Below are 14,196 nucleotides of genomic sequence, written 5' to 3'. Positions count from 1 at the left end.
TCTTTGTCTGTGTCGAGTTCGCAGCCGGTCGCATCAACGGTTTTGCCCGCTTCAGTGGTTGGGCATTTATCGGCACTATCGACGACGCCATCTTTGTCTGTGTCGAGTTCGCAGCCGGTCGCATCAACGGTTTTGCCCGCTTCAGTGGTTGGGCATTTATCGGCACTATCGACAACGCCATCTTTGTCCGTGTCGAGTTCGCAGCCAGTCGCATCCACGGTTTTGCCCGCTTCAGTGGTAGGGCATTTATCCGCGCTATCGACTACACCGTCTTTGTCGGTGTCGAGTTCACAGCCGGTCGCATCAACGGTTTTGCCCGCTTCAGTGGTAGGGCATTTATCCGCACTATCCGCAACACCATCTTTATCCGCATCAGGTTCACAACCGTTAGCTTCAACTTTGATCCCGGCTGGTGTGTTCGCGCATTGATCCGCACTATCGACGACGCCATCTTTGTCGGTATCCAGTTCACAGCCAGTCGCATCCACCGTTTTGCCAGGCTCAGTGGTTGGGCATTTGTCTGCACTATCGACGACACCATCTTTGTCGGTATCCAGTTCACAACCCGTGGCATCAACTTTCGTACCTGCTGGCGTTGTAGCGCATTTGTCGGCACTATCCGTGACACCATCTTTGTCCGCATCAGGTTCACAGCCGGTTGCCGCATCTACTGCTGTCCCTGCGGGAGTATCAGCACATTGGTCTAGACTATCGACCACACCATCTTTGTCGGTATCGATCTCACAACCAGTCGCATCAACCGTTTTGCCCGCTTCAGTCGTTGGGCATTTATCTGCACTATCCACCACACCGTCTTTATCGGTATCAACTTCGCAACCGGTAGCATCGACAGTTTTACCCGTTTCGGTTGTCGGACATTTGTCAGCGCTATCAACTACACCATCTTTATCTGTATCGGGTTCGCAGCCAGTGGCATCCACGACTGTACCTGTTGGGGTGCTTGCACATTGGTCAGTGCTATCGACTACACCATCTTTGTCGGTGTCGATTTCACAGCCTGTCGCATCGACAGTCTTGCCTGCTTCCGTCGTTGGGCATTTATCTGCGCTATCCACGACACCGTCCTTGTCGGTGTCTATCTCACAGCCAGTCGCATCCACGGTTTTACCAGCTTCAGTGGTCGGACATTTATCTGCGCTATCCACGACACCGTCTTTGTCGGTATCGACCTCACAACCGGTTTCGTCAACTTTGGTACCAGCAGGGGTGTTTGCACATTTGTCAGCGCTATCGACGATGCCATCTTTATCAGTATCCAGTTCGCAGCCAGTCGCATCCACGGTTCTACCAGCTTCAGTGGTCGGACATTTATCTGCGCTATCCACGACACCATCTTTATCAGTATCAGGTTCACAACCTGTTTCATCAACTTTAGTACCAGCAGGTGTGTTTGCACATTTATCCGCACTGTCTTTGATACCATCTTTATCCGCATCGGGTTCGCAGCCGGTAGCATCAACAACGCTATCGTTTTTACTATCTGGGCATTGATCAAGGCTATCTTTAATACCGTCTTTATCTGAGTCTAATTCACAGCCTGTAAAATCGACTTTGATACCCGCTGCGGTGTCTTGGCAAAGGTCAGTTTGGTCTAAAACACCATCTCCGTCAGAATCTTTTTTCGCTGCTTCTAAAGCCCCAGCTAATTGTTGTTTTTCTGTTTCTAAAGAGCTGTAGTTGGTATTTAATAAACTGAGCTGCTTAGCAATTTCAGGAATCGTTGCAACCTGTTGATTTAACGCACTGACTTGCTGCTCCATGTTTTGGCTATTGGCTTTACAAGTGTCAAGTTCAGCTACTTGGGTTTGGCTGGCTTGCAGTTGAGTGCTTAGCTCGGCCTGTTTGGCATTTGCAGCTTCCACTTGGCTAGTAAGCTCTGCTTGTTTAGCAGTAGAAGCATCCAACTGTGTAATCAATTCTGCTTGTTTGCTATTTGCAGCCTCTAATTGCGCGGTTAATTCAAGCTGTTTGGCATTTGCAGTTTCGACTTGACTAGCTAATTCAGCTTGCTTGGCATTCGCTGCTTGTAATTGGTTGGTGAAATCGGTTTGCTGGGTATTAGCTGCTTCAACTTGGCTCAATAACTCCGCTTGCTTAGCATTTGCCGCTTCAGCTTGAGCGGTGAGTTCGGCTTGTTTGGCATTGGCTGCTTCGATCTGAGCAGTAAGTTCGGCTTGTTTGGTGTTGGCTGCTTCTAATTGCTGAGTTAGTTGAGTTTCAATGTCTTTGCTGGCATTCAGCTTGTCTTCTAAGAGTGCACGATCTTCTTCTTTGTCCATGAGCTGAAAGCGCATATTGTCGAGTGCTTCAGAACGGTCAACGAGCTTTTGTTTGAGTTCTTCTTGTTGCGCTTTGGCTTCGGTTAGCTTTTGTTCTAGTTCTGGATCAGCTTGGGGTGGCTGTTCCAATAAGCCTTGTGGCATTACGGCTTGATCCATTGGATAAGGCGTTGGCATAGCTGGCATTGGCTGCATAGCTTGTCCAGGAATCGCACCAACTAACATGGGTGGAGCTAACATCAGTGAGCTTGGAATGCAGTACATATTATTTGCTGGTACAAAACCTGCATTCGGTACTGTGGAGACATCACCGCTATACATACCGATGGCATTCGCATCAAAGGTCTGTGGATATAGCTCGCCAGATTGGGGTAAACCTGTGGCATTGTTATAAAGACTAGGAGCAGGTGCGCTAATTACACTGGGATTGGAACTATTATAAACAGTCGGTTCGGTGCTAGGTGGGGCAGCTGTTTGCGTTTCCGCAAGCACATTCGCCGATATCAGGGTTGTTAGGATCAAACCCGTCGGTAATTTCTGCATGCTATAGTCCTCAGTTCCAAGTTAATTGTATTTAAGCGAAGTGCTAAGTTTAAACCTCACTTACCGCCTAAAGATAGATCACGTCGTGCGGCAGAAATCGTAATGGTGAAACCTGCTATCACATCTAAAAATGACATTGCCGCTAAAATTAAAAATACTGAATTCCCACCCCAGGGATAGATCAACCATCCTACTAAATAGCCAATCAGCACGAAAGTGGATAAAAGATGGTCAAATATAGTGACTTCTGAGGTACGAGTCGATTTAAACAGTTCAATATAAAGGGTAAGTATCCCAGATAGTACTAAAACATCTCCCCAAGTAGGTTTCCATAAGTTTTTAGAGGGTAGACGTAAAGTGAACAGTACATCGTTCAAGTGCCAAGGAAAAAAATTAATTTTGACACAAAACCAATAAATCAGCAGCAAAACTCCAAACAGAGGGATGAATTGCAGTGTACGAATCATAAACTCGTTTCCTTTGGGGTTGTTAGACAAGGAGTTCGTTTTAGAACTCCTTAACTACCGACTTTATGCGGTAGAAACGCCTCTCAGTGGTCAGTTAGATCTTGCTTGGCAAGCCCAAGCATCTTTAATGCTAGCATTATAGAGTATCGAGTCTATACCGTCAGGCAGAGTGATGGACTGTTTGGCAAGCTGTATGTGCTTTTTTAGGTTTTTATTGACGTTTGTCGGCTGAATATGAGGGCTTACAGCAAGCTAGCATATATTTACCCTGTAACAGTTCTAGGTTCTAGACGCCAAGAAATAATAATAACAAGAGAGAGTGGCTATGAATTATATCAAGGGGGCGGGGGCTTCCCTCCAATGGCTTTTACTTCCGGTCTTATTTTCCTCTGCAACCGTGCTTGCATCCGATCAAGGTCTTATGTTCAATGAAGAGGATCCTTGTGCACAATGTCCGGTCTTAAATGAAGCTCCAGCACCCGTTGCTGCGAGTCCTTATACTGGTGGTGCTAGCATGGAGGGCGCTGCGGCTGCGCAAGCGAATGCACTCTCTCAACAAAGTGATGGTTTTCTTGAGGATGCTCAAGAAACGAATAGTGGCACAGTTAGCTATGTGGGCGGACAAACGCGCATTGGGGTTGGCTTAGATACGGAATTTAAAGGTCGTGCGGATATTAGCCATACCTTTGTAGATACACCCAATAGTGCTACCAGTGGACAAGCATGGGTTGGTATTAATCCGGGGGCGAAAAAAGCTAAAACTGCTGCTGAAAAAGATGAAGAAGTTCTTACTGGAGCAGGCGTTAAACTCAATCATAATTGGGTAAGTACCGATGCTAATGGTCAGCCAATTACTGTGAATAAAGTCTTTGGTGCTTATGATCAGAATGAACTGAAAGATAAAAAAGTCAGCGTTGGTTATGGCCAAGAAACTGAGGATATGTTCTGGTCAGGGCATCTCAGTAAGGGTTTATCAGATAGGCGTGAGTCTGGTAAAACTGCTGATGGCCAAGTCATCTATGAAAAAGCGTATGACTATGGAGTCGGTGGGCGAGTCGGAACCTTTGTCGATGAGCAGTTGATGCGCGTTCAAGGTGGTCTCGACTATGAATGGGGTAAGGAAAAGGCTCAAGGTGAAAAGACAGCTTCACAATTAACAGTCTCTGGCGGTTTGGAGAAGTTCTTTTTTGATTCACCCCATAGCGTGGGTGCGAATGTGGAAGTTGTTAAAGAACAAGGCGGCTATGTAAATGATGAGCATAAAGCCGATGTGCGTGGCAATGTGAGCTACCGTTATGACTTTGGGGGCGAGGGCATCTATCAAGCAGATCAAAAGTACAAACGGGTTCGTGTAGAAATTCCGGGCAAAACGATTGTTACTAAGAAAGCACCTAAGGTTGAACGTAAACTCGTTAAGCATACGATGGAGTTGGAGTCCGATACGTTCTTCGAAGTTGATAAATATAATTTGACTCCCGAAGCACAGCAACGCTTGTCCTCGGTCATGGCGCGGATTCGTGATTCAGGTCATGAGGGCAATATTCGTATTACAGGCAATACTTGTGATAAAGGTTCTACGGAGCACAATCAGATTCTTTCAGAGAATCGTGCGAATGCAGTCCGTAATTTCATGATTAGAAATGGTTTTGCTGAGCAAGAGTTGTTAGCGCGTGGTTTAGGTGAAACTCAACCAAAGTATCCCAATAAACCCGACACTGCCCACAAAAACCGGCGTGTTGATATTGAATACGTAACCTATGAGACTAAATATCAAGATCAAACTGTCCAACAAGGTCAAGAGGTACGTACACAAACAGAACCACAAGTAGTTTGGCGCAAAGAGCTGATTCAGTCCGCACCGACTTGGGTGGGTCAAGCACTACATAATAATATTCAATATAAGCAAACTATTGATACTTATCGCACCTTAGGTGCAGCAGGTGATACAGGCAATAGTAGTGCCAATGTGGTGCCAATTGCCAATGACGATACGGCTACTACGGTTGCTGATTCTAAAGTTATTATTGATGTCTTAGCGAATGATACTGATGCGAATAATGATACCCTGACGATCAGCAACTTTGATGACACTAGTACGGAAGGCGGTAGTGTTAGTTTAGTGGATGGCAAATTATCTTATATTCCAAAAGCAGGCTTCACTGGGACTGATACCTTTAACTACACCGTGTCGGATGGGCGCAATGGTACTGCAACCGCAACGGTTGCTATTACGGTAAATACCAATGGTACAGGAGAAAATCAAAATCCGATTGCAGCCACTGATTTTGTCACGGTCGCAGTCGGCGGTACCGTAGTTATCGATTCCTTAGCGAATGATACCGATGCAAATGGAGATACTTTAAGTATTACCAGTTTTGATGCAACTAGCGTTAAGGGCGGAACTATTAGTTTAGTAGATGGCAAGTTATCTTATACAGCACCTACAGGCTATAATGGGGTTGATACCTTCAACTACATTATTTCTGATGGTCATGGTGGTACAGCAACGGGTGCAGTGGCTCTGACAGTGGGATCTACTACTAATTTGCCCTTAAAACCCGATGATGATAGTTATAAAGTTACGGCTGCTGATTTGGATAGTAATGGTGAAGCTAGCTTAGATATTTTGAATGGTGATGAATATTCTACGTTTGTGTCTATTCGTATCCAAAGCTTACCTAGTTACGGAACTATTAGTTCATTAGGCACAGATAATACCTTGCCTGCATCCACTCTTAAGTATAAACCTAATGCTGTAGGTACTGGGCAGACAGATACCTTCACTTATGTATTAGTGGATAATGATGGTAATGTTAGTGATCCAGCGACTGTCACCATTACCTTAGCTGACTCAGGTAGCAGTAGTACTTTTGATGCAATAGATGATGGTGCAGGTGCTAAAGATACGATCTATAACTTTACTAGCGCTGATTTTGCATCCGCTAATATTAAATCACGTACTTTAACCGTGTTAGATAACGATATTGGTAGTAATCTGCAAATTGTAGGCGTCAGCACACCACAGTACGGTACTGCGACCATTAGTACCGATGGCTTGTCGATTCTTTATACACCACGGCATGGTTATTGTAATGATCATAGCTTTACTTACACCGTGCGTGATGCGTCTGGCAAGGAAGATACCGCGACTGTCTATATCAATATTGATTAAGCGGTCGTCGACTTCATAATCCTCAATCTAACAGGGCAATGACTTTTCGTTATTGCCCGTTCTTATTTTCTATCGATTCACGCTAAACTAAGTCGGGTTTAGAACTTAGTGCAACTAAATACCCTAAGTTTAAGTCTGACCCACTGATTAGTAGCTAGGAATAACTAAGTGATTGGGACACAAAGCGCTCCAGTAAAGCAGCGCCCAAGACGTTGGGTGAAATGGGGAATTGAACTAGCCATTGTGCTTGCACTGATTTTTGGTGTGCGAGCTTGGCAGCAACGTACTTTAATCGTGGGCGAAGCGCCAATTTTCAATGAAATTGATCTAAAGGGACAAGAAATCTCGTTAGCCGCCTATCGAGGTAAACCACTGCTGCTGCATTTTTGGGCCTCATGGTGTCCAATTTGTGAGGTGGAGCAGGGTAGTATTAATAAGGTGATTGAGGCGGGTTGGCCGATGGTAACAGTGGCTTATTCTTCAGGTGAAGCTGAAGAGGTTAAGCGTTATATGGAGCGGAAGGGCATCAATAATTGGATCACGATTGTTGATAATGATGGCGAGCTGGCTCGCCAGTATGGAGTGGTTGGAGTTCCTACAAGCTATGTACTGGATCGTCAAGGTTCAATTAGCTTTCGCGAGGTGGGTGCGAGTACCAGTTGGGGCTTACGCTTACGTCTATGGTTTGCCGAAAAGTTTAACTAAAAACCTGCCCACAAGCGCATTAGCATGACGACACCAAATAAGCTCACGATCAAGCCTGCTACTAAACGTATAACAGGTTTACGGGTGAATTGATTCAATCGACTAGCGGCTACACCCATCAATAATAGATTTGGCAAAGTGCCCATTCCGAAAGCTAACATGAGTAATAAGCCATTGAGAGCGCTACCTGCAGATAAGCTCCAAATCAAAATGGTGTACACCAAACCACAAGGTAGCCATCCCCAAATCATGCCGAAAGGTAAAGCTTGCCAAGGCGTTTGAATTGGGATGAAGCGGCGACTGAGGGGTTCTAATTTGCGCCAAAAAACGGTACCAACTCTTTCAAGTTGAGCGATACCACGCCAAATATTAGCTAAATAAAGCCCTAAGGCAAGCATGAAGAGAGCAGCAAAAAAATACAGAATTTGTTGAGTTGCATGTAAGCCTGTTAGGGATAAAGTAGCCGTGCCCAAGCCACCTACTAAAGCACCCGCTAGCGCATAACTACTGATGCGACCCAAGTTATAAGCAAGTAAAATAGGGAAACCCTGGTGATGAGTTTGGCGAGTAAAGCTGACTGCACTCATTAAGCCGCCACACATTCCTAAACAATGCACGCCACCGAACAAGCCGATAGCGAAGGCGGCAAGATATTGAGATTGGCTAAGCAAGACATCAATCTGTTGTTGGAGTTGACTAAACCAAGCGAAATCCATGCTGATTAGTTGAGTAGGTGGCGTGTTTGGTACTGGCCTTGATCATAACCAGCAAAGAAATTAGTGAGCAATGGATGCTCAATCGGCTCATTAGAGTAATCAGCGGCTAAATTACGTTGTGCCACATAAGCGACTTGGCCTTCCTCATCAATCAACACATGATACCAAGGCTCGTTTTTAGGTGGAGTGCCTGTATTGGCGTTTTTTTCATACCACTCTTCAGAACCTTGAAATTCAGCATCAACGTCGAAAATCACACCTCGATAATTGAAAAGGCGATGTTGAATAACTTGGCCGATAGCAAAATCTGCTTTCTTGTTCATTTGGATGATTTTCCTTCACCAGACACAGGCTAATAAACTTAAATATGGGGTTTATTAAGCAGCTTATCAAGAGTTATGCAGTTTGAAAGCGTGAATCACTTGTTTTGTTGCAGTTACTCTTTCTCGATGCAAACGCTCACGAATTTGCGCACCTTGATAGCCTTGCTGAATAATCGTTTGTACATTTACGGCTTGGCAGGCTTGTAAAACAGCACGGAAAAAATCGGCTTGTGGATAAGGGCGTTGTTCAAAGCCTAGTCGACCTTGGCTATCTGCTTGACAAGCAATCAATAAAGCTTCAAAACGCTCAGGCTTACGAAAAGCATCGCACACTTCTAAGACAGTTAAGCAAGTCTTGGCTTGCTGTTCAAACGCTCTATGAATGTGCGTGTGATAGCGTGCATTTAGCTCGGCTAATTGCTGAAAATCTTTAGGGGCATGATAGCGTTGACACAGTTCACGTACCAAATCATAGCTGCGCTCCTCATGCCCATGATGACTAGGTAACATATCCGTAGGTGTTAAACCTTTGCCTAAGTCGTGCGTTAATGCTGCAAAGCGAATTGCTGGGGAGTTAGTTAACTGAGTAGCACGTTGTAACACCATTAAAGTATGCGTGCCTGTATCAATTTCTGGATGATGTTGAGCTGATTGTGGAATCCCAAACAAACGTTCAAGCTCTGGAAATAAGACTTTTAAAGCGCCACAAGCCCGCAAAGTTTGAATAAAACATTCTGGATTAGGCTCTTTTAAGGCCTGCTCAAGTTCTTGCCAGACGCGCTCTGCGACTAAGCTATCGGCTTCACCTGCTTCTACCATTGAGCGCATTAGCTCTAAAGTTTCTGTAGCCACGGTAAAGCCATAGTGTGCATAGCGTGCATGAAACCGTGCTACTCGTAAAATTCGTACGGGGTCTTCCGCAAAAGCCGCAGAAACATGGCGTAAAACGCGCTGTTCAAGATCAGCTTGGCCTCCATAAGGATCAATAATCTCACCCGTTGCTGTTTCAGCTAAAGCATTAATGGTGAGATCACGCCGTTGCAAATCTTCAATTAAGGTCGTATTGGGGTCAGTATAAAACTCAAAGCCATGATAGCCTTTAGCTGTTTTGCGCTCAGTGCGTGCTAGTGCATATTCTTCGTGGGTTTCAGGATGCAGAAATACTGGAAAGTCTTTGCCAACCGCGCGAAAACCTAGTGCTTGCATCTCTGCTGGAGTAGCACCGGTGACTACCCAATCTCGATCCTTGATCGGGCGACCTAATAAGCGGTCACGGACAGCGCCACCTACTAAGTAATATTGTAATTGGTTCATTATCAACTGTTTTAAGGAATTTTCTTCAAGCATAGCACGGAGAGATAAAACGCTGACAAGGATTTACTTGATAGATTTGGACTTATTCCTTTTATTACGTTGACGCTCCTAGGGGTTTATGGTCTTATCGGAATGCTTGGGAAAGTTCAATACATCTGATTGGAGTCCAGTTATCTCACTTTTGAGAGGGGTGTGATAACTGTAAGTCTAGGAGTTTAAACATGGCTCATGTAGTTGTACTGGGGGCAGGAACCGGAGGTATGCCGGCTGCGTATGAATTGAGAGATGCGTTAGGTAGTGAGCACGCAATTACCGTGATCAATGAGCGCGATTATTTTCAATTCGTGCCTTCTAACCCTTGGGTGGCAGTCGGTTGGCGTAACCGAGCCGATATTACTTTTGAGATTGCCCCTTATTTAGAGCGTAAAAACATTAAATTTATCGCCAGTCGTTGCGAAAAAATTGATGTGCTTGCAAATCAAATCGATTTAGCAGATGGGCAAAGCATAAAGTACGATTATCTGCTAATTGCCACTGGCCCCAAATTATTCTTTGAAGAAGTACCAGGCTCTGGCCCGCACGGTGGACATACCTATTCAATTTGTACGGTCGATCACGCTGAAGCTTTTTGGGGTGAATACCAAAAGCTATTAGAAAAAGGTAGTGGGCATATTGTTATCGGCGCGATGCCTTTTGCAAGTTGCTTTGGCCCTGCTTATGAATTTGCGTTTATTGTAGATTGTGATTTGCGTAAGCGTAAAATTCGCCATAAATTCAAAATCACTTATGTAAGTTCAGAACCTTATATCGGTCATTTAGGCTTAGGTGGGGTTGGGGACTCTAAAGGCTTATTAGAGCATGAACTGCGTAATCATCACATTGAATGGGTAGTGAATGCCAAAACTATCAATGTCGAAGCTGGCAAGATGCAGGTTGAAGAATACAACGAAGATAAGTCGTTGAAGAAAACACATGAAATTGCGTTTGATTTAGCGATGATGTTGCCGGCCTTCAAGGGTGTTGATCCAGTCGCGGCAGTTCCGAATTTATGCAATCCGCGTGGTTTTGTATTTGTCGATGAATTGCATCGCAATCCGACTTACAAAAATATCTATTCTGCGGGGGTATGTATTGCCATTCCGCCGGTCGAAGCTACGCCTGTCCCCACAGGTGCACCGAAGACCGGATATATGATTGAATCTATGGTCACTTCTGCGGTACATAATATAGCAGACGAACTGGCAGGCAATCAGCCTCACACCACCGGCACTTGGAATACCATCTGTTTAGCAGATTTCGGCGATACCGGTGCAGCTTTTGTGGCTTTGCCGCAGTTGCCTCCACGTAATGTAGCGTGGTTCAAGAAGGGTAAATGGGTACACTTAGCGAAAATCGCGTTTGAAAAGTACTTTATCCGGAAGATGAAAAAAGGCAGCTCTGAGCCGTTCTACGAAAAGTCGATCCTAAAAATGATGGGGATTACCCGGATTTAGGAGCGCAACCAAATCCAGAATCAGGAGTCTGGGCTTTTGCAACGGGAAATAGTGTATGCTATTTCCCGTTTTTATTTGGATTGCAAACGCGCAAAATACTCTATCTATGAATACTCCAAATCCTGCTGAAATTGCTGAATCGGTAAGCCTGGCCTTAGCTGAAGATGTGGGTAGTGGCGATGTCACTGCTGATTTAATTGCTCCTGAGACGATTTCGCGTGCTACGGTGATTACCCGTGAAGATGCGATTATCTGCGGGATTGCTTGGTTTGATGAGGTCTTTCGCCAAGTCAATCCTAGTATTCAGATCACTTGGCATTTCCAAGACGGTGATCCAGTTAAGGCCAATGACATTCTCTGTCATATTAAGGGGAATGCGCGTGGCATGCTGACTGCTGAACGTAGTGCTTTAAATTTCTTGCAAACTCTATCCGGTACTGCGACTGCTACGCGCCGTTATGTTGATTTAATCGCACATACTAGCTGCCGCATTCTGGATACTCGCAAAACCTTGCCGGGTTTACGGAATGCGCAAAAATATGCAGTACGCTGTGGTGGTGGTGTCAATCACCGGATTGGTTTGTACGATCGCGTCTTAGTGAAAGAAAATCACATTATGGCAGCTGGTTCGATTACCGCAGCAGTCGCTCAAGCTCGTCGTCTACACCCTAATATTAAAGTTGAAGTGGAAACTGAAGGTTTAAAAGAATTAGCCGAAGCCACGGCAGCCAAGGCAGATATTATTATGCTAGACGATTATCCTATGGAGTTGCTGCGTGAAGCGGTAAAAATCACTGCTGGTCGTATTCCTCTGGAGGCTTCGGGTGGGGTCAATTTAGAAACAGTAAAGACCATTGCGGAAACCGGAGTCGATTTTATTTCGGTTGGTAGTATTACTAAGCATGTGCGCGCAGTCGATTTATCAATGCGTTTTGAATTGCAGGATTTTAAAGCGTGAAGCAGTTAATGAGCTTAAGTTTAGCTATCTGTGTACTAATCGGTTTAAATGCTTGCGGGAATAAAGGTCCTCTGTACTTACCGGATCAAGCTACAGCAAAAAAAACAGTAGTCACTGATCAAGCTCCGCAAAAACAACAACTTGAGAAAAAACAGTAATGGATTATTTCAATTATCGTGACGGTGAATTATTCGCCGAAGCTGTTGCAGTCGCTAGTTTAGCTCAAGAATATGGCACTCCCTGTTATGTCTATTCACGTGCGACTTTAGAGCGCCATTGGCATGCCTTTAATGATGCTTTTGGTGAACAAAAGCATTTAGTTTGTTATGCCGTCAAAGCTAACTCGAATTTAGCGATTTTAAATTTATTTGCGCGCTTAGGTTCAGGCTTTGATATTGTCTCGCGTGGTGAGTTAGATCGCGTACTTACAGCAGGCGGAGCTGCAAATAAAATCGTCTTTTCTGGGGTTGGCAAAACGCACTCAGAAATTCGTTATGCGCTTGAAGTGGGGATTCGTTGCTTCAACGTCGAATCCGAAGCAGAGCTAGAACGTATTCAAGTGATAGCCGCTGAGATGGGTAAAATTGCGCCTATTTCGCTGCGGATTAATCCCGATGTTGATGCCCAAACGCATCCTTATATCTCCACTGGCCTCAAAGAAAACAAATTTGGCATTAACATTGATAGTGCTGAAGCGGTGTATCGGCGTGCTGCTAATTTGCCGAATCTGAGTGTGCAAGGAATCGACTGCCATATTGGGTCGCAGCTCTTAACACTTTCGCCTTTTATGGATGCGTTGGATCGTTTATTGGTCTTGGCTGAGCGTTTAGAGCAACAAGGTATTCATATTCATCATTTAGATTTAGGCGGTGGTTTAGGCGTCCGCTATAACGATGAACAGCCACCTGCACCGGCTGATTATATGCGTCAGCTGTTTACTGATGAGCGCTTGAAAAAATATGAAATTCTTGTAGAACCGGGTAGAACCATTGCTGCGAACTCAGGCATTTTGGTGACCAAAGTTGAGTATTTGAAGCATTCTGACTACAAGAATTTTGCCATTGTGGATGCAGCAATGAATGATTTAATCCGTCCTGCCTTATATTCGGCTTGGCAAGAAATTATTCCAGCGCAACCACGCACGACAGGTGAAGCAGAAACCTTCGATATCGTAGGCCCCATTTGTGAGACCAGTGATTTCTTAGGGAAAGATCGGGATTTAAATATTCAAGCAGGTGATATTTTAGTCGTGCGCTCGGCAGGAGCGTATGGCTTTGCCATGTCCTCTAATTATAACTCACGTCCGCGGGCTTGTGAGTTAATGGTGGATGGTGCACAAGTTCATGTGGTCAGGCAGCGTGAAACGCTTGAGGACTTATGGCGGGGTGAAGCTACCTTACCAGCGTAAAGGTAGCTTACGGTTAATGACAATCCGCTTTTGGCCATCAATGCTAATATAGCCACCAGTACGTAAGTCTTTCAGAATCCGGCTGACCATTTCGCGTGAGCAGCCGACCATTTCAGCAATATCTTGATGGGTCATACGTGGGGTTATTTGCCCCTCGTCGTGCTCTTTGGCTTGCTGAAGTAAAACCCGCGCTACTCGTCCATACACATCCAAAGTCGATAAAGAACAAATAGTTTCGTCTAAAGCCCGTAAGCGCTTAGCTAACACGCGCAGCATAGGCAGTAAGGTTTCTGGGTGGTTATCTACAAAGCGATTAAATGAATCTTGTGTGAGCATCAGCGTGCGTGTTTTAGCCACTGCCAATACCGATGCGGAACGTGGCTCATTATCAAGTAAGCTTAACTCACCCACAAAGTCACCTGTTCCCAAGAAAGAGAGGACGACTTGTTTACCCTCTGAACCATTCACAAAAACTTTCAGGCGACCTTCTAAAATAATATGTAAGGAATTACTCATCTCGCCTTGTGAGGTAATGATACTTCCACGTGGATAAGTAAATTCATGGGTGAGGCTAAGTAATTCAACTAACTGGGGTTCTGGCAAGCCTTCAAATAGAGGTATTTCTTTTAACATAAGAGAATAAAGACCTGATTTATTAATTGCTGCTCGCATAGATTATGCCAGTTTTTAGTGACTTGTGCTGGTGTATTGCAGATATAAACCACCATTAAGCTTGTATTTAGGGTATTTCCGCTGGGGTAACTAAGCATCTCTGGCGAAGTAGTCTATGCTTAGGA

At 44.8% G+C, this 14,196-nt stretch carries 12 protein-coding genes; 6 read left to right on the top strand and 6 right to left on the bottom strand.

The features are described 5' to 3' along the window. Together Q0230_RS12090 and Q0230_RS12085 are read right to left on the bottom strand one after the other, a co-directional pair. A partial coding sequence (locus tag Q0230_RS12090) for a thrombospondin type 3 repeat-containing protein (RefSeq protein ID WP_298610332.1) occupies positions 1 to 2,843 on the bottom strand: 2,843 nt, incomplete at its 3' end. 56 nt (positions 2,844 to 2,899) lie between these two features. Continuing rightward, the gene (locus tag Q0230_RS12085) at positions 2,900 to 3,310 is read right to left on the bottom strand and encodes a hypothetical protein (RefSeq protein ID WP_298610331.1); all 411 of its coding nucleotides are present in this window, start codon (positions 3,308 to 3,310) and stop codon (positions 2,900 to 2,902) included. A gap of 325 nt (positions 3,311 to 3,635) precedes the next feature. Here Q0230_RS12085 and Q0230_RS12080 point away from each other — a divergent pair, with 325 nt between their 5' ends. Together Q0230_RS12080 and Q0230_RS12075 are read left to right on the top strand one after the other, a co-directional pair. Beyond that, positions 3,636 to 6,482: an Ig-like domain-containing protein gene (locus Q0230_RS12080; RefSeq protein WP_298610330.1), complete on the top strand. Its 2,847-nt coding sequence runs from the start codon at positions 3,636 to 3,638 to the stop codon at positions 6,480 to 6,482. A 168-nt stretch (positions 6,483 to 6,650) separates the two neighbouring features. Beyond that, positions 6,651 to 7,187, top strand: coding sequence for a redoxin domain-containing protein (locus Q0230_RS12075; protein ID WP_298610329.1), 537 nt, complete (start codon positions 6,651 to 6,653; stop codon positions 7,185 to 7,187). Here Q0230_RS12075 and Q0230_RS12070 read toward each other — a convergent pair. From Q0230_RS12070 to Q0230_RS12060, 3 genes are all read right to left on the bottom strand, one after another. Then, the gene (locus Q0230_RS12070) at positions 7,184 to 7,903 is read right to left on the bottom strand and encodes a sulfite exporter TauE/SafE family protein (RefSeq protein WP_298610328.1); all 720 of its coding nucleotides are present in this window, start codon (positions 7,901 to 7,903) and stop codon (positions 7,184 to 7,186) included. The genes Q0230_RS12075 and Q0230_RS12070 overlap by 4 nt on opposite strands. A 5-nt stretch (positions 7,904 to 7,908) precedes the next feature. Next, entirely contained in the window at positions 7,909 to 8,226 is a 318-nt protein-coding gene (hspQ, locus tag Q0230_RS12065) for a heat shock protein HspQ (RefSeq protein ID WP_298610327.1), read from the bottom strand. Positions 8,227 to 8,292: 66 nt separating this feature from the next. Further along, a complete protein-coding gene (locus Q0230_RS12060; RefSeq protein ID WP_298610326.1) occupies positions 8,293 to 9,540 on the bottom strand; it encodes a multifunctional CCA addition/repair protein in 1,248 nt (415 codons plus the stop codon). 221 nt (positions 9,541 to 9,761) lie between these two features. On the opposite strand from Q0230_RS12060, the gene Q0230_RS12055 reads away from it, so the two are divergent. The 4 genes from Q0230_RS12055 (at position 9,762) to lysA (ending at position 13,399) form a co-directional block, all read left to right on the top strand. Next, positions 9,762 to 11,033 carry an FAD-dependent oxidoreductase gene (locus Q0230_RS12055; protein WP_298610325.1) on the top strand — a complete coding sequence of 424 codons (1,272 nt, stop codon included), beginning with the start codon at positions 9,762 to 9,764 and terminating at the stop codon, positions 11,031 to 11,033. Positions 11,034 to 11,139: 106 nt separating this feature from the next. After that, complete coding sequence (gene nadC, locus Q0230_RS12050) at positions 11,140 to 11,991, top strand: carboxylating nicotinate-nucleotide diphosphorylase (protein WP_298610324.1); 852 nt, start codon at positions 11,140 to 11,142, stop codon at positions 11,989 to 11,991. Beyond that, complete coding sequence (locus tag Q0230_RS12045; protein ID WP_298610323.1) at positions 11,988 to 12,149, top strand: lipoprotein; 162 nt, start codon at positions 11,988 to 11,990, stop codon at positions 12,147 to 12,149. The genes nadC and Q0230_RS12045 overlap by 4 nt, the downstream gene beginning before the upstream one ends. Next, on the top strand, positions 12,149 to 13,399 hold the full coding sequence (gene lysA / locus Q0230_RS12040) for a diaminopimelate decarboxylase (RefSeq protein WP_298610322.1): 1,251 nt from the start codon (positions 12,149 to 12,151) through the stop codon (positions 13,397 to 13,399). The genes Q0230_RS12045 and lysA overlap by 1 nt, the downstream gene beginning before the upstream one ends. On the opposite strand, the gene Q0230_RS12035 is transcribed toward lysA, so the two are convergent. Beyond that, positions 13,388 to 14,032 (bottom strand): Crp/Fnr family transcriptional regulator, encoded by a 645-nt coding sequence (locus Q0230_RS12035; protein ID WP_298610321.1) that lies wholly within the window; start codon positions 14,030 to 14,032, stop codon positions 13,388 to 13,390. The two genes, lysA and Q0230_RS12035, sit on opposite strands and share 12 nt — an antisense overlap. Between the last annotated feature and the right edge of the window lie 164 nt (positions 14,033 to 14,196).

Source organism: uncultured Thiothrix sp. (genome assembly GCF_937876535.1).
Lineage (GTDB): Bacteria > Pseudomonadota > Gammaproteobacteria > Thiotrichales > Thiotrichaceae > Thiolinea.
Note: the sequence above shows the minus strand (reverse complement) of the source record. Positions and strands in the feature narration are given on the sequence as shown.